This is a genomic window from Streptomyces sp. NPDC001904 (assembly GCF_040297005.1).
In the GTDB taxonomy this organism is placed as follows: domain Bacteria; phylum Actinomycetota; class Actinomycetes; order Streptomycetales; family Streptomycetaceae; genus Streptomyces.
The window spans coordinates 158,412-177,580 of sequence record NZ_JBEOYI010000001.1; the positions used below are offsets into that span (position 1 = coordinate 158,412).

Annotated in this window: 11 protein-coding genes; 8 read left to right on the top strand and 3 right to left on the bottom strand. The window is 71.0% G+C overall.

Annotated elements, in window-relative coordinates; all coding sequences use genetic code 11:
• Nucleotides 1–118 precede the first annotated feature (118 nt).
• Genes ABT127_RS00700 through ABT127_RS00710 form a run of 3 tightly spaced genes read left to right on the top strand, consistent with a single transcriptional unit; the run spans nucleotide 119 to nucleotide 6,068 of the window.
• Nucleotides 119–5,284, top strand: a complete 5,166-nt coding sequence (locus ABT127_RS00700; RefSeq protein WP_351443669.1) for an HD domain-containing protein — start codon at nucleotides 119–121, stop codon at nucleotides 5,282–5,284.
• Entirely contained in the window at nucleotides 5,281–5,613 is a 333-nt protein-coding gene (locus tag ABT127_RS00705; protein WP_351443670.1) for a hypothetical protein, read from the top strand. The genes ABT127_RS00700 and ABT127_RS00705 overlap by 4 nt, the downstream gene beginning before the upstream one ends.
• Nucleotides 5,610–6,068: a hypothetical protein gene (locus ABT127_RS00710; RefSeq protein WP_351443671.1), complete on the top strand. Its 459-nt coding sequence runs from the start codon at nucleotides 5,610–5,612 to the stop codon at nucleotides 6,066–6,068. Before ABT127_RS00705 ends, ABT127_RS00710 begins: the two co-directional genes overlap by 4 nt.
• 109 nt (nucleotides 6,069–6,177) lie before the next feature.
• On the opposite strand, the gene ABT127_RS00715 is transcribed toward ABT127_RS00710, so the two are convergent.
• From ABT127_RS00715 to ABT127_RS00725, 3 genes are all read right to left on the bottom strand, one after another.
• Nucleotides 6,178–7,641 carry a glutamate synthase subunit beta gene (locus ABT127_RS00715; protein WP_351443672.1) on the bottom strand — a complete coding sequence of 488 codons (1,464 nt, stop codon included), beginning with the start codon at nucleotides 7,639–7,641 and terminating at the stop codon, nucleotides 6,178–6,180.
• Nucleotides 7,634–12,259, bottom strand: a complete 4,626-nt coding sequence (gene gltB, locus ABT127_RS00720) for a glutamate synthase large subunit (RefSeq protein WP_351443673.1) — start codon at nucleotides 12,257–12,259, stop codon at nucleotides 7,634–7,636. The genes ABT127_RS00715 and gltB overlap by 8 nt, the downstream gene beginning before the upstream one ends.
• Before the next feature lie 344 nt (nucleotides 12,260–12,603).
• Nucleotides 12,604–13,335 carry a VIT1/CCC1 transporter family protein gene (locus ABT127_RS00725; protein WP_351443674.1) on the bottom strand — a complete coding sequence of 244 codons (732 nt, stop codon included), beginning with the start codon at nucleotides 13,333–13,335 and terminating at the stop codon, nucleotides 12,604–12,606.
• 325 nt (nucleotides 13,336–13,660) lie between these two features.
• Here ABT127_RS00725 and ABT127_RS00730 point away from each other — a divergent pair, with 325 nt between their 5' ends.
• From ABT127_RS00730 to ABT127_RS00750, 5 genes are all read left to right on the top strand, one after another.
• Entirely contained in the window at nucleotides 13,661–14,698 is a 1,038-nt protein-coding gene (locus ABT127_RS00730; RefSeq protein WP_351443675.1) for a LacI family DNA-binding transcriptional regulator, read from the top strand.
• Nucleotides 14,699–14,717: 19 nt separating this feature from the next.
• The gene (locus ABT127_RS00735) at nucleotides 14,718–15,686 is read left to right on the top strand and encodes a carbohydrate ABC transporter permease (RefSeq protein WP_351443676.1); all 969 of its coding nucleotides are present in this window, start codon (nucleotides 14,718–14,720) and stop codon (nucleotides 15,684–15,686) included.
• Nucleotides 15,683–16,525, top strand: a complete 843-nt coding sequence (locus tag ABT127_RS00740) for a carbohydrate ABC transporter permease (protein ID WP_351443677.1) — start codon at nucleotides 15,683–15,685, stop codon at nucleotides 16,523–16,525. Before ABT127_RS00735 ends, ABT127_RS00740 begins: the two co-directional genes overlap by 4 nt.
• The gene (locus ABT127_RS00745) at nucleotides 16,525–17,820 is read left to right on the top strand and encodes an ABC transporter substrate-binding protein (protein WP_351443678.1); all 1,296 of its coding nucleotides are present in this window, start codon (nucleotides 16,525–16,527) and stop codon (nucleotides 17,818–17,820) included. Before ABT127_RS00740 ends, ABT127_RS00745 begins: the two co-directional genes overlap by 1 nt.
• A gap of 67 nt (nucleotides 17,821–17,887) precedes the next feature.
• Nucleotides 17,888–18,970 carry an ADP-ribosylglycohydrolase family protein gene (locus tag ABT127_RS00750; RefSeq protein WP_351443679.1) on the top strand — a complete coding sequence of 361 codons (1,083 nt, stop codon included), beginning with the start codon at nucleotides 17,888–17,890 and terminating at the stop codon, nucleotides 18,968–18,970.
• Nucleotides 18,971–19,169 lie beyond the last annotated feature (199 nt).

The window sequence follows — 19,169 nt, forward strand, 5'->3', positions numbered from 1 at the left end:
CCACCGGCCGGACCAGTTGATCGTCGGGTGTCGTCGCGCGTTGGACAACACCCCTGCGCGGAGGCCGTGTTGGACCGATAATGAGCGTCGGGACCGGTGGTGACGAGGGGGCGCGCGGGTGGCACAGGAGCAAGGTGGGAGCCCGGCACGGCGACGGGCTCTGCTGTTCGGCGTACCACGGACCCCCTACCTCGCGAAGGATCCCGAACTCGCCGCGACGTACCGGCCGCTCGATGCGGCCGAGCGGGACGTGACGATGTTGCGCGGGGTGCTCGAGGACTCCGGCTACGAGGTCGAGGCGCACATCGAGTACGAGGCCACCGGGATGAATCCGGTGCTCGGCGAGGTCTCCCGTTTCTTCGGCTCGTGCGAACCCGGTGACACCGCCCTGCTGTACTTCTCCTGCCACGGCGAGACGATCGGCGGGCTCGACCATCTCGTCCTCGCGGACGCCCAGCCCGAGTACGGGCTTCCCGACGGTGCCACCGGACTCAACCCGGCCACGTTGCTGCCCGCCGAGCCGGGCAGACTGCTGCGCCGTCTGCCCCAGGGTGTCACCGCGGTCGTCTGCCTCGACATCTGCCGCACGTCCGGCCCGCACGCCGTGCAGGAACCCGCAGAGCGCGGCACGGTGTCCGCGAGCCAGGACTCGTACTGGGTGTACAGCTGCGGCAGCGGGCAGCGTTCGTACGCGGATCCCGTCGAGGGCAGTTGGTTCGCGCGGGCCCTCGCGGACGCGCTGTCGCCGCTCACGCCGCCGCGCACCCTGCACGAGGTGGTCCACCACACCCAGGACGAACTGGACCGCACGGCCCACGGCCACTCCGGCGTCGAGCCGCCCGAGGTCACGTTGCGGGTGCCGCGGCCGGTGCGCGACGAGCAGGTCTCCGACCCGGTCGTCTGCGAGGGTTCCGAGCAGGTCTCGGTGTGGACCCACGCCATCCGTGAGTCCCCCTTGTGGAAGGACACCTCCGGCACCGACGAGACGCACCGCCGGGTCCAGGACCGGCTCGCCGAGCTCGTCCGGTGCGTGGCCGGCAGCGGGACCGGTTCCGGCGCCCTGCGCGACGACCCGTGGTACGACCCCGGTTACCCGGTCCGGGTCGCCGAGCGGCTGGCCGATCTGGTGGGCCGGGCCTCGCTCGACGGCGAGGAACGGCTCTCCCCCGCCGAGACGGCCTGCCTGCTGGCCGCGGCCGTCGTCCACCAGGGCATCGTGGCGGTCGCGCTGGACGAGCTGCGCACCCTGTTGCCGGGCCGGTTCGATCCCGGGCCGCGCGGCCGGGGCGAGGAACCGGACCCGCACCGCCGCCAGGTCCGCGACGCCGCCCGGGACGTGTGCCGCGCGCACTCCCTCGTGCTGCGCACCACCGAGACGCTGCGCGGACGCGGCCGGGAGGACGCGGCGAAGGCCGCCGACCACTGGCTGCGGCACCGCTTCGTCGCCGACTGGGACCGGGTGTGGTTCGGTGTCGCCCCGGAGTACCGGCCGGTCGAGGAACTGATCGACCTGACGGTCCGGGCGGTCACGGCGTCCGCCGACGCCTCGGCGCAGGCCGCGTGCACGGACGCCGAGCGCACGCAGATCGACCGCCAGTTGCGCCAGGTCCTCGGCCATCTGACGGTCAAGCCGGGACGCAGCCCGCGCATCAACTTCGAGGGCTACGGCGAGAAGTGGATCACGGACTGGCCGATGCCGGGCAACCAGTGGCGCGGCCCGCACCTCGCCCGTCTGCTGTGGACCGCGGCGCTGCTCGCGGCCGACCCGCGCCGGCTGTCCAGCGTCCTCGTCGACCATCTCGGCGCCCATGACCCGCTGGTGGCGGGGGACGTGGCGGGGGCGCTGAGCGGCTTCGGCTACGACCGGCGGGACCGGCCCGACGGAACGTACGAGATGACCGTACGGTTCCTCTGCCCGCATCCGGCGCTCCACGCGGCCGTGGAGGAGCTGGCGCTGACGGCCGACGCCGCCGTGCGCGCCTTCCGCGAGGATCCCACCCGGCCGGCCCTGCTGCGGGGCCTGCCGGTCCATGTCACGACCGACCACCTCAAGGCGGTGCCGGATCGCTACAAGGAGCCGCTGGAACGGTTCCGGCTGGCCGAGGACGAGATCCGCCCGCTCCTCATGGGCACGCAGCTGTACGGCGACCGCATGCTGGCGGTGCGCGAGCTGTACCAGAACGCGCTGGACGCCTGCCGCTACCGGGACATGCGCCGCCAGTACGGGAAGGCCCACTCGCCCTGGGAGGGTGAGATCGCCTTCACCCAGGGCCGGCACGACGGACGCCCGTACATCGAGTGCCTGGACAACGGTTCGGGCATGACGCGCACCCGTCTCACGTCGATGTTCGCGCGGGCCGGCAAACGCTACGAGCAGGACCCGGACTTCGTGCAGGAGCGCCGCAACTGGCGCCGCGCCGGAATCACCGACCGTTCCATGAACTCCCGTTTCGGCATCGGGGTGTTCAGCTACTTCATGCTGGCCGACGAGGTCGTGGTCTGGACGCGTCCGGTGGACCAGTACGGCAGCCCCGACACCGAGGCGCTGCGCGCCGACATCCAGTCGGGTTCGGGACTGCTGCAGATCAACACGTCGAGGGATCCGGAGGCGCCGGAGGGCGGGGGCACCCGGGTACGGCTCTATCTGGCCGAGGCCGCCGAGACGGAGAAGCGGGCGTCGGCGCTCGACACGCTGCGGGCGCTGTTGTGGGTGACGGAGCATCGGGTCTCGGTGGCCGAGGTGGGTGAGGACGGCGGGGCCAGAGAGCTCGTGTGGGAACCGGGTGTGCTCGCCGACCGCGACGAGTGGTACGGCAGTCCTGTCCCGCTCGGGCCCGCGAGGGACGCCGACGCCTGGATCGTGCAGGGCGACGGGCAGTTGCTCCTCGACGGGGTCGTGATCCAGGACGCACCCGAGGTGTTCGGGCAGGTCGTCAATCTGCGCGAGCGGCACGCTCCGGTGCCGAGCGTGGACCGCAAGCAACTTCTCTCCTACGAATCCGAGTTGGTGACGCAGGAGGTTCTGGGCCACATCAAGGACGCCGTCTCGAACTGCACGGACGTCTCCCTGCCCTGGCTGTGGGATCTGAGCCGGAAGGCTCCTCAGGTGGCCGTGGCGATGCTGGACGCACTGCCCGCGGAGACACTGGCCCGAACCGATTCGCAGGGAGGGAAGCGGCTGAGCCTGGGGCAGGTCAGGCTCGCGACGGTCGGCTGCCTGCCCCAGGACGACGAGGACAATCCGATCAGGTTCGACTCGGTCCGTGAGACGGAGTCCCGGCTCATGGCCAGGTGGCGCAGCACTCAGCTGAGCCTTCGGGAGGCCCACGAGGACTTCGCCCCACCGGGATATCCGAGCCCGCACGGCCTGGACGCGCTGTTGTTCCAGCGAAAACTGCCGGAGTCGTGGCACGCCGTGCTGCACGCGTCCGCCCAGGGACGCAGGCCGGTACGTGAGGTGCTGTGCGCTCTGCGCCGCTATGCGATCACGGGCGTCACCGTGCCCGCCACCGCGGACATCCGGGCCTTGGAGACCGTCCGCGTCACTCAGGCCGCGGCGGATCTGTGCAGTGCCTACGCGTCCGTGACCCGGATGATGGACCGCCAGCAGGCGGAGATGGACAGCCCCTGGGGCCGCTACGAGGCCGAGCTGTCGCTGCGGAACCCGCCTGCCCAGCACGCTCCCCTGCTCGCCGTGGCGGCCGTCCACGAGCTGTCCCTCGGCGAGGCGGCCGATCTGCTGGCCGGGCTGCACGACATCGATGCGGACCTGCCCTGCCCGCCGGTCCTCGATCCCGCACTCGCCTCCGTCCGCCCTTCCTTGGACGACGCCCTTCTTCTGGCCACGGACGACGCGTCGGACCTCACCGACTGGCTGGTCCACAGCAGATGGCACGCGGGCCGCCTCGGGCCCGTCGCGCTGATGACCCGTGCCAGGCAGCCCGACAGTCCGGCCGAACTGGTGAAGCGTGTCCGCACCTTCGCTCCGCTCGGCTTCGCCCTCACGGATTCGGTCCCCGACACCTTTGCGGAGTCGGCGACGCTGACGGCGGAGCAGGAGTTGCTGCTCTCCTTGGACGCGTACCGGATGGCACCGTGGTTCGAAGGAGCCATCGACACCGTGTACGTCCTGCGGATCTCGGAGCGCCTCGGCGCACCCGTGGCGGACACGATCCGGCAGATCAACACGGCGCGGGACATCAGCAAGGCCCACACCCGGACGGTCGACCTGCCGGACAAGGACTGGCAGGTTCCGTTCTGGGCCGTCATGGCCCTCGAGCAGCAGTACGAGCAGTGGATCGGTGCCCCCACGCCGCTGGCCCACCTCATCAGCACCGCGAACGTGTTCGAATCACCGCACGAGCTGGCGGAGACGGTCGCGGCGCTGGACGCCTGTGGGCTGGTCGACTGGAGCGGCACCCGGGCCACGCCCGGCCAACTCCCGTCGACCCCACGCCTGACCATGCCCGACCGCTACGCGCACGTCAGGGTCGATGTCACTCACCCCGGTGCACCCCTCGCCCGCGTGTTCATGGCCGCCGCCGCTTCAGGAGATCCGCTGGCGACGGTATCGGCCGACCTGGACGCCCTCGACCCGGCCCTCGAGCTGGATCACCCGCTCATTACGCATCCCGCCAGCCTGCTCCGCGTGACCCGGCGGGACCTGGAGGTCATGCAGGACTCCCGGTGGGCTCTGGACACGATGCCTCTACGCCTCAAGGAACGCCTGACCATCACCGACCTCCTCAAGCACGTGCAGCGGACCCACGGCACCCTCCACTCCACCGTCAGCCATCTGGGCAGCCTGGCCGCCCTGGGCGGCCCCGCCCTGCCCGGCCCCTTCCAGGGCGCCGCGGCCGAACACCTCAAGACCTTCGAGCCCGACGACTTCGACCACGCCGCGTTCGCCCCCGGCCTCCTCGGCCCCAACACCCTCGGCCCCCTGGAACTCGTCCTCGTGGCAGGCCGTTTCGGCTGGACCCTCGGCAAGGCCCACGACCGCTACGCCCCCTTCAGCTCCCTGGGCCTGGAGGTCACCGTCGAGGCCCCCGACCCCGCGGAGCGCTCCCTCGTCCCGGACTGGCGGGACGTCGTCGTGCTGACCGAGCAGCTCACCGGCCGCGCCCCGGCGCTCTGCGGGGACGTGCCGCGGGACCACATCACCCTGTGCGCGGAGGAGACCGACCTCGACGAGGGCGGGGTCCGCGAACGCCTCACCCGGTACGCACGCCTCTTCGACCTGACCCTGCCGGCCGACGACCCCGCGACGGAGCCTCCCGCATGACCTCCCCCGCCCCCTACCGGCGCCACCGCCACCCGACCACGCTCACCTTCACCTGGTCGGTGCAACAGGAAGACGGACAGCCCGAGTTGACGGCCAGTGGCACCTGCCCGGTCTGCAACTGCGCCACCGCCCGTTCCTTCGGGCCGGTCCAGCCGCTCATCGCCAAGGGCGGCTTCCTCGGCCGGCGCGAACAGCCCGACGACGCGCTCCCCTGGAACACGTCCTGCCAGTGCGACGGCTACCACCAGCCGCGCCCCGAGAACCGCCGAGGCTGCGGCGCGATGCTGACAGTGGCCGCGCCGCCCGCCCAACTGCTCCAGGGGAGTTGACCGACCAGGTGGCCTTCACCGACGAACAGCTGGCGAGCGCCGAGGACCGGGCCGTCGCCCTGCGCGACCCGCACCAGCAGCTCCGCCTCGCCCTGCACCAGGCCGAGGGCTACCGCACGTACCTCTCGTCCCTGACCGGACTGCTCGCCGCCGTGTTCGTGCTCAAAGGGCAGGAAGACCTGAGCAAGCTGCCCGACGGCGCGCGCTGGACGGTGATCCCGCTGCTCGCCGTCGGCTTCCTCGCGCTGGTCGTCGCCTCCTGGCTCAGCGTGGTCGCCGTGCACGGCCGCCCGGGCGAAGAGGTCTACAGCGAGCCGAACCGGCTCCTGACGTACGAGCGCCGGCGCACCCGCTCCATCTGGCGGCTCATCGAGGCGGCCCGCTGGCTGGGCCTGATCGGTGTCCTCGCCGTGGCGGCGGCCATCATCACCACCTGGGTCGCCCCCGCGAAGTAGCGGCCCCGAACGCACCGCGACGCCCGCCCAGTCGTCCGGTCGGGGACAGTGGGGCGAGCGTCGCGCTCTGTTCCGTACGCCGTTGTACGGGACGTCTATTGACGGAGCGTCACACCATGAGGGCGCGGTCCGTCGGCTTGATCGGGGCCGGGAGCTCCGAGGCGCCGGTCAGGAAGCGGTCCACGCCGCGGGCGGCCGAGCGGCCCTCTGCGATGGCCCAGACGATGAGCGACTGGCCACGGCCGGCGTCGCCCGCCACGAAGACGCCCGGCACGTTCGTCTGGAACTCGGCGTCGCGCGAGATGTTGCCGCGCTCGTCGAGGTCAAGGGCGAACTGCGAGACCAGGCCGTTGTCCTGGTCGGTGCCGGTGAAGCCCATGGCGAGGGTGACCAGCTGGGCGGGGATCTTGCGCTCCGTGCCCGGCTTCGGGGTCAGCTTGCCGTCGATGAACTCGACCTCGGTGAGGTGCAGCGCCTGGACGTTGCCGTCCTCGTCGCCCTCGAAGTGGGTCGTCGACACCGAGTAGACGCGCTCGCCGCCCTCCTCGTGGGCCGAGGTGACCTTGTAGAGCATGGGGAAGGTCGGCCACGGCTGCGAGACCGGGTTCCGGTCGTCGCCGGGGCGCGGCATGATCTCCAGCTGCGTGACCGAGGCGGCGCCCTGGCGGTGGGCGGTGCCCACGCAGTCGGCGCCGGTGTCGCCGCCGCCGATGACGACGACGTGCTTGCCCTCGGCGGTGATGGGGGGCTGCACGAAGTCGCCCTCCTGCACCTTGTTGGAGAGCGGCAGGTACTCCATCGCGAAGTGGATGCCGTTCAGCTCACGGCCCGGGACCGGCAGGTCGCGGGAGATCGTGGCACCGGCGGCGATCACGACGGCGTCGTGCCGCTTGCGCAGCTTCGAGGCGTCGAGGTCGCGGCCGATCTCCACGCCCGTACGGAACTTGGTGCCCTCCGCGCGCATCTGCTCGATGCGGCGGTTGATGTGGCGCTTCTCCATCTTGAACTCGGGGATGCCGTAGCGGAGCAGGCCGCCGATGCGGTCGGCGCGCTCGTAGACGACGACCGTGTGACCGGCCCGCGTCAGCTGCTGGGCGGCGGCGAGACCCGCCGGGCCCGAACCGATGACGGCGACGGTCTTGCCCGACAGGCGCTCGGGGATCTGCGGGGCGACGTCGCCCCGGTCCCACGCCTGGTCGATGATCGAGACCTCGACGTTCTTGATGGTGACGGGCGGCTGGTTGATGCCCAGCACACACGCCGACTCGCACGGAGCGGGGCACAGGCGGCCGGTGAACTCCGGGAAGTTGTTCGTGGCGTGCAGGCGCTCCTGCGCGGCCGACCAGTCCTCGCGGTAGGCGTAGTCGTTCCACTCGGGGATCAGGTTCCCCAGCGGGCAGCCGTTGTGGCAGAACGGGATGCCGCAGTCCATGCAGCGCGAGGCCTGCTTGCTGATGATGGGGAGCAGGGAGCCGGGAACGTAGACCTCGTTCCAGTCCTGGACGCGCTCGCCGACGGGGCGGGTCCGGGCGACTTCGCGTCCGTGGTTGAGAAAGCCCTTGGGATCAGCCATTGGTCGCCGCCTCCATCATCTTCTCGGTGATCTCGGTCTCCGAGAGACCGTCTCGCTCGGCGGCGTCCTTGGCGGCGAGCACTGCCTTGTACGTGCTGGGGATGATCTTGCTGAAGCGCTGCACGGCGGCGGGCCACTCGGCGAGCAGCTTCTCGGCGACCGTGGAACCGGTCTCCTCCTGGTGGCGGCGCACCACGTCGTGCAGCCACTGCTCGTCGGTGTCGTCCAGGGCCTCGACGGCGGAGACGCTCGCGGCGTTCACGTTGTCGGTGTCCAGGTCGATGACGTAGGCGATGCCGCCCGACATGCCGGCCGCGAAGTTGCGGCCCGTCTCGCCGAGGACCACCGCGTGACCGCCGGTCATGTACTCGCAGCCGTGGTCGCCCACGCCTTCCGAGACGACCGTGGCACCGGAGTTGCGGACGCAGAAGCGCTCGCCGGTGCGGCCGCGCAGGAACAGCTCGCCGCCCGTCGCGCCGTACGCGATGGTGTTGCCGGCGATCGTCGAGTACTCGGCGAGGTGGTCGGCGCCGCGGTCCGGGCGGACCACGATGCGGCCGCCGGACAGGCCCTTGCCGACGTAGTCGTTGGCGTCGCCCTCCAGGCGCAGCGTGACACCGCGCGGGACGAAGGCGCCGAAGGACTGGCCCGCCGAGCCGGTGAAGGTGATGTCGATGGTGTCGTCGGGCAGGCCCGCGCCACCGAACTTCTTCGTCACCTCGTGGCCGAGCATGGTGCCGACCGTGCGGTTGATGTTGCGGATGGCGACCTGGGCGCGCACCGGCTGGGCGTCGGTCTGGTCGTTCGCGGCGAGGGCGTCGGCGGCGAGCTTGATCAGCTCGTTGTCGAGCGCCTTCTCCAGGCCGTGGTCCTGGGTGATCAGCTGGTGGCGGACGGCGCCGTCGGGCAGCTCGGGAACGTAGAAGAGCGGCTCCAGGTCGAGACCCTGCGCCTTCCAGTGGTTCACGGCCCGCTCGGTGTCGAGGAGTTCGGCGTGGCCGACGGCCTCCTCGATGGTGCGGAAGCCCAGCTCGGCGAGGATCTCGCGGACCTCTTCGGCGATGAACTCGAAGAAGTTGACGATGTACTCGGCCTTGCCGGAGAACCGCTCGCGCAGCGTCGGGTTCTGGGTGGCGATGCCGACCGGGCAGGTGTCCAGGTGGCAGACGCGCATCATGACGCAGCCGGAGACGACGAGCGGCGCGGTCGCGAAGCCGAACTCCTCGGCGCCGAGCAGCGCGGCGATGACGACGTCGCGGCCGGTCTTCAGCTGGCCGTCGGTCTGGACGACGATGCGGTCGCGCAGGCCGTTGAGCAGCAGCGTCTGCTGGGTCTCGGCGAGGCCGAGCTCCCAGGGACCGCCCGCGTGCTTGAGGGAGGTCAGCGGGGAGGCGCCGGTGCCGCCGTCGTGACCGGAGATCAGGACCACGTCCGCGTGCGCCTTGGAGACACCCGCGGCGACCGTGCCGACGCCGACCTCGGAGACCAGCTTCACGTGGATGCGGGCCTGCGGGTTGGCGTTCTTGAGGTCGTGGATCAGCTGAGCCAGGTCCTCGATGGAGTAGATGTCGTGGTGCGGCGGCGGGGAGATGAGGCCCACGCCCGGCGTCGAGTGACGCGTCTTCGCGACCCACGGGTAGACCTTGTGGCCGGGCAGCTGGCCGCCCTCGCCGGGCTTGGCGCCCTGGGCCATCTTGATCTGGATGTCGTCGGCGTTGACCAGGTACTCCGAGGTCACGCCGAAGCGGCCGGAGGCGACCTGCTTGATCGACGAGCGGCGCGCCGGGTCGTACAGGCGGTCGGCGTCCTCGCCGCCCTCACCCGTGTTCGACTTGCCGCCGAGCTGGTTCATCGCGATGGCGAGGGTCTCGTGGGCCTCGCGCGAGATGGAGCCGTAGGACATGGCGCCGGTCGAGAACCGCTTGACGATCTCCGAGACCGGCTCGACCTCGTCGATCGAGATCGGCTGCCGGGCCGCGCCCTCGCCATTCTTGAAACCGAACAGGCCGCGCAGCGTCATCAGACGCTCCGACTGCTCGTTCACCCGGCCCGTGTACTTCTTGAAGATGTCGTAGCGGCGCGAGCGGGTCGCGTGCTGGAGCCGGAAGACGGTGTCCGGGTCGAACAGGTGCGGCTCGCCCTCGCGGCGCCACTGGTACTCGCCGCCGATCTCCAGGGCGCGGTGCGCCGGGGCGATGCCCGAGGCGGGGTACGCCTTGGCGTGGCGGGCGGCGACCTCACCGGCGACGACGTCGAGACCGGCGCCACCGATCTTCGTGGTCGTGCCGTTGAAGTACTTCTCCACGAAGGCCGCGTCGAGGCCGACGGCCTCGAAGACCTGCGCGCCGCGGTAGGAGGCGACGGTGGAGATGCCCATCTTGGACATGACCTTGAGGACGCCCTTGCCGAGCGCGTAGATCAGGTTCCGGATGGCCTGCTCCGGGCCACCGAGCTCTTCGGCATTGAGGAACGTACCCGCGCGGACCAGGTCCTCGACCGACTCCATCGCCAGGTACGGGTTGACGGCCGCGGCGCCGAAGCCGATGAGCAGGGCGACGTGGTGGACCTCGCGGACGTCACCGGCCTCGACCAGCAGGCCCACCTGGGTGCGCTGCTTGGTGCGGATGAGGTGGTGGTGGACGGCGGCGGTGAGCAGCAGCGAGGGGATCGGCGCGTGCTCGGCGTCGGAGTGCCGGTCGGAGAGCACGATCAGGTGGGCGCCGGCCTCCAGGGCGGCGTCGGCCTCGGCGCAGATCTCGTCCAGGCGGGCGGCCAGGGCGTCGCCGCCGCCGGAGACCCGGTAGAGGCCGGACAGCGTCGCGGCCTTCATGCCGGGCATGTCGCCGTCGGCGTTGATGTGGATGAGCTTGGCCAGCTCGTCGTTGTCGATCACCGGGAAGGGCAGGGTGACCGAGCGGCAGGAGGCGGCCGTGGGCTCCAGGAGGTTGCTGCCCGGGCCGAGGGAGGAGCGCAGCGAGGTGACGAGCTCCTCGCGGATGGCGTCCAGCGGCGGGTTCGTGACCTGCGCGAAGAGCTGGGTGAAGTAGTCGAAGAGCAGGCGCGGGCGGGCCGAGAGGGCCGCGATCGGGGTGTCCGTGCCCATCGAGCCGATCGGCTCGGCGGCGGCCTTGGCCATCGGCGCGAGGAGGATGCGCAGCTCTTCCTCGGTGTAGCCGAAGGTCTGCTGGCGGCGCGTGACGGAGGCGTGCGTGTGCACGATGTGCTCGCGCTCGGGCAGGTCGGAGAGCTCGATCTCACCGGCCTCAAGCCACTCCGCGTAGGGCTGCTCGGCGGCGAGTCCGGCCTTGATCTCGTCGTCCTCGATGATGCGGTGCTCGGCGGTGTCCACGAGGAACATGCGGCCGGGCTGCAGGCGGCCCTTGCGGACGACCTTCGCCGGGTCGATGTCGAGGACGCCGACCTCGGAGCCGAGGACGACCAGGCCGTCGTCGGTCACCCAGTAGCGTCCGGGGCGCAGGCCGTTGCGGTCGAGAACGGCGCCGACCTGGGTGCCGTCGGTGAAGGTGACACAGGCCGGGCCGTCCCAGGGCTCCATCATCGTGGAGTGGTACTGGTAGAAGGCGCGCCGGTCCGCGTCCATGGAGTCGTGGTTCTCCCACGCCTCCGGGATCATCATCAGGACGCTGTGCGGAAGCGAACGGCCACCGAGGTGGAGCAGCTCCAGGACCTCGTCGAAGGAGGCCGAGTCCGACGCGTCCGGCGTACAGATCGGGAAGATCCGGTCCAGGGTCGCCTGCGACGAGCCGAACAGCTCGGAGGCGAGCTGCGACTCACGGGCGCGCATCCAGTTGCGGTTGCCCTTGACGGTGTTGATCTCACCGTTGTGGGCGACGAACCGGTACGGGTGCGCGAGCGGCCACGACGGGAAGGTGTTCGTCGAGAAGCGCGAGTGGACCAGGGCGATCGCCGACGCGAAGCGGCGGTCGGACAGGTCGGGGAAGAAGGGCTCCAGCTGGCCGGTGGTCAGCATGCCCTTGTAGACGATCGTCCGGGCGGAGAGCGACGGGAAGTAGACACCGGCCTCACGCTCGGCGCGCTTGCGCAGGACGAACGCCTTGCGGTCGAGCGCGATGCCCCGAACAGCAGCCGAGGTGCCGTCGGCGACGAAGACCTGACGGAAGACGGGCATCGTCGAGCGGGCCATGGAGCCGAGCAGCTGCGGGGCGACCGGGACCTCGCGCCAGCCGAGGACGCTCAGGCCCTCCTCGGCGGCGATCGTCTCGATCTGCCCGGCGAAGGACTCGGTGTCCTGCTCCGGCAGGAAGGCGATACCGACGGCGTACGCACCGGCCTCGGGCAGGTCGAAGTCGACCGACTCGCGCAGGAAGGCGTCCGGAACCTGGGACAGGATGCCCGCGCCGTCACCCGAGTCGGGCTCGGAGCCGGTGGCACCGCGGTGCTCCAGGTTGCGCAGAACGGTGAGCGCCTGCTCGACCAGCGTGTGGCTCGCCTCACCGGTGAGGGTGGCCACGAAGCCGACGCCGCAGGCGTCGTGCTCGTTGCGCGGGTCGTACATGCCCTGGGCAGCAGGGCGAGCATCCATGTGCGACCAGTTCTGGCCGGCGGAATGCTGGGACGGCTGGCGCGGCGTACGCATCGGCTCTCCCGTCGTCGTCGTGGCATTTGCAAGTGCCGAGGGACGACGTTGGCCCTCTGCTGAGTACTGCGAAATACATGCTGCTGCAAAATTTCGTGCAGGTTACATGATGGAGCGATTCCCGAGAAGTGGATACTTCGTTCCAGCATGCGGACGCCGCGGGTGGCGGCGGGAGACGGCCCGGCGGGCAGATCGGTGACCGGGAGAGCCGACGGTGCGCCGCGGGCCTCATTGCCCACAGCGCTTACGGCTCATGCCCCGTGGTCAAGTACTCGAAACCGTCCAGTAACGACTACTTATGCAAGGCCCTGTATAGCCATCATCCGGCCGTGACCTGGCGGCCGTCAACCTATCGCCGTACCGAAAAGGCTGCCCAGGAGATAGGTCACACCGGCCGCGGCCCCGCCCAGGGCCAACTGCCGCAATCCGCTGAACCACCACGAGCGGGCCGTCACCTTGGCCACGACCGCGCCGCACGCGAAGAGCCCGACGAGGGCGAGCACCACGGCCGGCCACAGGTCGCTCGCACCGAGCAGATAGGGCAGTACGGGGATCAGGGCGCCCAGCGCGAACGCCCCGAAGGACGAGACGGCGGCGACCGTCGGCGAGGGGAGGTCCCCCGGGTCGATGCCCAGCTCCTCGCGGGCGTGGATCTCCAGGGCCTGCTCGGGGTCCCGGGACAGCTGTTCGGCGACCTGGCGGGCGAGCTCGGGCTCGACCCCGCGCGAGATGTAGAGCTCGGCCAGCTCCCGCTCCTCGTCCGCCGGGTGCTTCCTCAACTCCCGCCGCTCGACGTCGAGTTCGGCCTCGACCAGCTCGCGCTGGGAGGCGACGGAGGTGTACTCGCCGGCCGCCATGGAGAAGGCGCCCGCGGCCAGTCCCGACAGTCCGGTGATGATGATCGTCTGCTGCGCGACGGCGCCGCCCGCGACACCGGCCATCAGCGCGAAGTTGGAGACCAGGCCGTCCATCGCGCCGAACACCGCGGGGCGCAGCCAGCCGCCGTTCACATCGCGGTGCGTGTGGTTGTCCCGGTGCGCGTCGTGGAGCGTCGCCTCGGTCTCGATGATGGCCATGCCGCTGATCCCCGTCCCCTGTGTCGCCTGCGTTCCTTGCTCCCTACGGCCTCGAAAGTACGCGCGAAGAATCGCCTCCGCTAGCAAGGAAGGCCGTACTTACCTGCGCTTTTGCGTCCTGCGCAACAGCCTCACGGACTCACCCGTGAGATGGATCACGCGAGCGTTCCGTTGACCGGGAGGGAAATATGACCGCAACATCTGTAAACGTTTCCAGATCAGGGAAACGTTTACAGGAGCCGGGATCTCCCGGACACACCTGGCACAAACGACGTGCGGCACAGCCGGACGAGCGACACAGCCGTGAACGTATGGGGGCAGCGCGATGGGTACGAGCACCGGTCAACCGACGATCGTGTCGATCGCGGAGCGCGCCGGCGTCTCCATCGCCTCCGTCTCCCGGGTCCTGAACGGCGTGGGGGCCCGCCGCGACACCGTCCTCAGGGTCGAGCGCGCCGCCGCCGAACTCGGATACGTGCCGAACGCGGTGGCCCGCTCCCTCAAGGGCGGCCGCACCCGCCAGCTCACCTTCGCCATGCCCGACATCGGCAACCCGGTGTACGTGGCGATGGTCCGCGCCATCCAGACCGTCGCCAAGGCCGCCGGCTACCGGCTGCTCCTGCACTCCACGGACGCCGTCGTCGACGACGAACTCGCGGTGCTGCGCAGCCTCGGCGACCGCACCAGCGACGGCCTCATCCTCTGCCCGATCCGCATCACGGACGCCCACATCGAGGCGCTGCGCACCGCGGCGGGTCCGGTGGTGGTCATAGGTTCGCTGCCCGACGGAGTGCCCGTGGACAGTGTGCGTGCCGACTCCGTCGCGGGCGCCGCGCTCGCCGTGCGCCATCTGCACGACACGGGCCGCCGCCGGATCGCCTTCGTCAACGGCCCCGCGGACACGGTCCCCGGCCGCAACCGCGACGAGGGCTACCGGACGGCCCTGGCCGACTGCGGACTCGTATACGACCCGGACCTCGTCGTGCACACGGACTTCGGCATCGAGTCGGGTGCCGAGGCCGCCGACCGGCTGCTCGCGGGCGGCCGCCCCGACGCGGTCTTCTGCGCCAACGACCAGCTCGCGCTCGGCGCCGCCCGCGCCCTGCACGCCCGCGGGCTGCGCATACCCGAGGACGTCGCCGTCGCCGGGATGGACGACAGCGTGCTGGCGCAGGCCGGCTGGCCGCCGCTGACCAGCGTCGACCTGGGCTCCACCGAACGCGGCCGGCGCGCCGCCGAACTTCTCCTCCACCGCCTCGACACCACCGAGCCGGTGGCCGAGACCGCCACCCCCCGCTCCACCACCGCCCCGCCCCGCCTCGTCGTCCGTGCCTCCACGGGCCGGGCGGCGCCCGACAGTTGAGAGTCACGAGGTTCTCGCCATGAGTCTCACCGCCTCCCGGGACAGCGCCGTTCCGGGCAGCCGCGGCACACCGCCGCCCCGCACTCCGAACCAGCGCAAGCGTGCGCTGGGGCTGGACCGGGGCGCCTGGTTCCTGCTGCTCCCCGCGCTGATCCCGATCCTGATACTCAGCGTGGGCCCCCTTCTGTACGGCATCTCCCTCGCCTTCACCGATTCCCAGGCGGGCCGCACCGCGCCCACCCAGTTCGTCGGCGTGGACAACTTCCTGGACCTGCGCCACGACGGGCTGTTCTGGGAGTCCTTCCGCATCGGCCTGGTCTGGGCGGTCTGCGTCACGGCGCTGCAGTTCGTCCTGGCCCTCGGCCTCGCCCTGCTGCTCAACCAGAACCTGCGCTTCCGCTGGCTGGCCCGCACCCTCGCGCTCGTCCCCTGGGCGATGCCCGAGGTCGTCGTCGGCATCATGTGGCGGCTCGTCTACCACTCGGACGCGGGCGTGCTGAACAAGACGCTGACGCAGTTCGGGCTGATCCACGAGAACGTCGACTGGCTCTCGGACCTGTCCTACGCGCTGCCCGCGGTCATCGTGGTCGGCGTCTGGGCGGGCATGCCGCAGACGACGGTCGTGCTCCTGGCCGGTCTGCAGAACGTGCCGCACGAACTGCGCGAGGCCGCCCAGCTCGACGGCGCGGGCCTGTGGCGCCGCTTCACCACGGTCACCTGGCCGGCACTCAAGCCCGTCGTCCTGGCCGTCACCGCGCTCAATTTCATCTGGAACTTCAACTCCTTCGGCCTGGTGTACGTGCTGACGCAGGGCGGGCCGGGCGGCAAGACCCGGCTGCCGATGCTCTTCGCGTACGAAGAGGCCTTCAAGTACGGGCAGTTCGGCTACGCGGCCGCGATGGGCCTGGTCATGGTCGCGGTGATCGCGGTCCTGCTGACCGTGTTCCTGCGCAAGAAGCTCAAGGAAGATGTGGAGGCGGCGGCATGAGCACTCCTCTCCCGCGAGTGGCCGGCCGGGCCGGTCAGTACCTCGCCCTGCTCTGCTACATGGTCTTCCTGGCCTTCCCCTTCCTCTGGCTGCTCTCCACGTCCTTCAAGTCCGCGCGGGAACTGGGCTCGATCGACCCGACGTGGATCCCCCAGCACCCCAGCCTGGACAACTACCGCGCGGCCTTCGACGCGCAGCCGCTGCTGCACTCGGCGCTCAACAGCCTGGTCGTCGCGGTCAGCGCCTCGGTGATCTCGGTCGCGATCGCGGTCCCGGCGGCGTACGTGATGGTGCGCTACAAGACGCGCGTGAGCCAGGCGGGCACGGCCTGGATCCTGGTCAGCCAGATGTTCCCGTTCGTCCTGGTGATCATCCCGCTGTTCCTGGTCCTGAAGAACCTGCACATGATCGACAGCCTCCTCGGCCTGATCATCGTGTACGTCGTCTGGAACCTGCCCTTCTCCCTGTGGATGCTCCAGGGCTACGTCAAGTCGGTGCCGACCTCCCTGGAGGAGGCGGCGGCGATGGACGGCGCGAGCCGGCTGCGCACGCTCGTCAGCGTGGTCCTGCCGCTCCTCGCGCCCGGCCTGGTGGCGACGCTGATGTTCTCCTTCGTCACCGCCTGGAACGAGTTCTTCTTCGCCCTCGTGCTCCTCAAGTCCCCGGAGAACCAGACGATGTCGGTCATCCTCACCCGCTTCCTCGGCGCCGAGGGCGTCGCGGACCTCGGCCCGCTGGCCGCCGCGTCGGTCCTGGCCACCATCCCCAGCCTCGTCTTCTTCGCGCTGCTCCAGCGGCGCCTGGTCGGCGGCATGATGAGCGGGGCGGTGAAGGGCTGATGCGCAGGCGCACCTTCCTCACCGCGGCCGCGGCGGGCCTCGCCACGACCGCCGTCGCGGGCTGCGGCGGCTCGGACTCCGATTCGGCCGACGGCACGATCACCCTCGAATTCCTCAGCCTCGCCTGGCAGAAGGAGTCCGTCGACGCCAACAAGGCGCTCGTCGCCCGGTGGAACAAGGCCCACCCGGGCGTCCGGGTCAAGTACATCCAGGGCAGCTGGGACAACATCCACGACCAGCTCCTCACCTCCTTCGAGGGCGGCGAGGCGCCGGACATCTTCCACGACGACGCCTCCGACCTCACCGACTTCGGCTACGGCGGCTACCTCGCGGACCTGTCCCCGTACCTGCCGGAGTCCCTGAAGCGGGACATCCCCAAGGCGGCCTGGGCGACGACGACGTACGACGGCAAGATCTACGGCGTGCCGTTCCTCCAGGAGCCGCGCGTGATCATCGCCAACGCGAAGCTGCTCAAGGAGTCCGGCGTCCGCATCCCGACGGCCGAACGCCCGTGGACCTGGGACGAGTTCGAGGCCGTGGCCAAGCGTCTGACCCACGGCCGCAACCGCTACGGCGTCGCCTGGTCCATGAAGGAACCGGTCAGCCAGTCCGTCAACCTGTCCCTGTCCACCGACGGCCGGATCTTCTACAAGGACAAGGACGGCAAGAACGAGATCCGCTACGACGGCGCCGACTCGGCGATCGCCCAGCTGATCAACCGCCAGGTCAGCCAGGACCGCACCGCCCCCACGTCGGGCCTGGGCATGTCCGGCTCGGACACCCTGCCGGGCTTCTTCGCGGGCCGCTACGCGATGCTGCCGCTCAACTTCTCCTACCGCCAGCAGGTGAAGCAGCAGGCCCCCGAGGGCTTCGACTGGACGGTCCTGCCGATGCCCGCGGGCGCCGGGGGCCTGGCCCAGGGCACGGCGCCGCAGACCCTCTCGGTCTCCGAGGACAGCCGGCACAAGAAGGAGGCCGCGGCCTTCGTCGCGTACCTCACGCAGGCCCGGCACCAGGTGCAGCTGGCGCGCGGCGACTGGCTGCTGCCGACGAGCACCGAGGCCCTGAAGGACCCCGCGCTCACCACGACGGCGTACGGCTGGAAGACCGGCGCCGACATAGCGGCGTCCCTGCGCCCCTCCCCCGTCCTCGGGGTGCGCGGCTACGCCGAATGGAAGGACAAGATCGCCACTCCGGCCTACCAGGAGTACTACAACGGCGCGATCGGCATCGCCGACCTGCGCAAGCGCCTGGCCGGGGACGGCAACCGCATCCTCGACCGCTACCAGCGCTAGGCGAAAGCCGCACGACCCGCACGAAGCGCACGACCCGCACGACCCCAGAAATGAGCACGAACACACCATGAGCGTCAGCGTCGACCCGGACCCGTCGGCCCGCAGGCTGCGCACGGTCCCGCAGCCCCCTCCCCCGGCCCCGATCTCGCTGCGCGACCGCGCCCGCGGCGCGCTGCTCGGACTCGCCGTCGGGGACGCGCTCGGCGCCCCCGCGGAGAACATGAAGCCGTCCCAGATCCGCGAACGCTGGGGCCGCATCGAGGGGTTCGTGTCGGAGAACCCGGCCGGCACGGACGACACCGAGTACGCGATCTTCTCCGGGCTGCTGCTCGCCGAGCACGGCGCCGGGCTGACCGTCGAGCACGTCGAGCGGGCCTGGCACACCTGGATCGCGGACCGGGACGAGGGCCCGTTCCGGGGCGCGGGCTTCAGTGAGCGCGGCACCCTGGAGAACCTGCGCCGGGGTCTCGCCGCCCCCATCTCCGCCCAGCACCGGCACGCGTGGAGCGACGGCCTCGCCATGCGCGCCGCGCCCTTCGGGGTGCACGCGGCCGGGCGTCCCGCCGAAGCGGCCCGGCTCGTGGCGATCGACGGCACGGTGTCGCACGACGGCGAGGGCATCCACGGGGGCCGGGCGGTGGCGGCCGGTGTGGCGGCCGCCATGGTCAGCCACAGCCCCGACGCCGTCGTGCAGGCGGCGCTCTCCGTGGTCCCCGACGACTCCTGGACGGCCCGCTCCCTGCACCGCGCCGTGCAGGCGGCCCGCCGGGCCCGCCGCGATCCCGAGGGGACCCAGCTCTCCATGGAGCGGGCGGTGCGCAAGGCGGTCGTCATCGGCGGCTACCCGTGGACGGACCTGGCGCCCGAGGCCGTCGGGCTGGCCTTCGGGGCGTTCGCGGTGGCCCGGGGCGACTTCCGGGAATCGGTCCTGACCGCGGTCAACATGGGCCGCGACGCCGACACCACGGCGGCGGTGGCCGGGGCGCTGGCCGGCGCCCTGCGCGGCGCGGACTCGATCCCGGCCGCCTGGTCCTCCGCGATCGGCCCCGTCCGCGGCAGCTGCCTCCCCTCCATGGCGGGCCGCCACATCCTGGACGTCGCCGACGAACTGACTCCGCCGCCCCCGGACCACGCCGGGGCGGTGGCCTGATGCCCCATCCCCCAAGGTGCCGCCCGGCGAACGCCGATTCCCCACAGTCCCGCCCGGCGGTGGCTGGTCGCGCAGTTCCCCGCGCCCCTGAGATGCGCACTGCGTGCGCCATCTCATCAGGCGCGCGAAGCGCCGCCGTCAGGGGCGCGGGGAACTGCACGACCAGCCACGACGAATCCCGCACCCGGCAACGAACCCG

Excerpts from the sequence above, each read along its gene's own strand:
- ABT127_RS00705 (WP_351443670.1), top strand. The coding sequence starts at position 5,281 with ATGACCTCCCCCGCCCCCTACCGGCGCCACCGCCACCCGACCACGCTC.
- ABT127_RS00745 (WP_351443678.1), top strand. The coding sequence starts at position 16,525 with ATGCGCAGGCGCACCTTCCTCACCGCGGCCGCGGCGGGCCTCGCCACG.
- ABT127_RS00750 (WP_351443679.1), top strand. The coding sequence starts at position 17,888 with ATGAGCGTCAGCGTCGACCCGGACCCGTCGGCCCGCAGGCTGCGCACG.
- gltB (WP_351443673.1), bottom strand. The coding sequence starts at position 12,259 with ATGCGTACGCCGCGCCAGCCGTCCCAGCATTCCGCCGGCCAGAACTGG.
- ABT127_RS00740 (WP_351443677.1), top strand. The coding sequence starts at position 15,683 with ATGAGCACTCCTCTCCCGCGAGTGGCCGGCCGGGCCGGTCAGTACCTC.
- ABT127_RS00735 (WP_351443676.1), top strand. The coding sequence starts at position 14,718 with ATGAGTCTCACCGCCTCCCGGGACAGCGCCGTTCCGGGCAGCCGCGGC.
- ABT127_RS00715 (WP_351443672.1), bottom strand. The coding sequence starts at position 7,641 with ATGGCTGATCCCAAGGGCTTTCTCAACCACGGACGCGAAGTCGCCCGG.
- ABT127_RS00725 (WP_351443674.1), bottom strand. The coding sequence starts at position 13,335 with ATGGCCATCATCGAGACCGAGGCGACGCTCCACGACGCGCACCGGGAC.
- ABT127_RS00730 (WP_351443675.1), top strand. The coding sequence starts at position 13,661 with ATGGGTACGAGCACCGGTCAACCGACGATCGTGTCGATCGCGGAGCGC.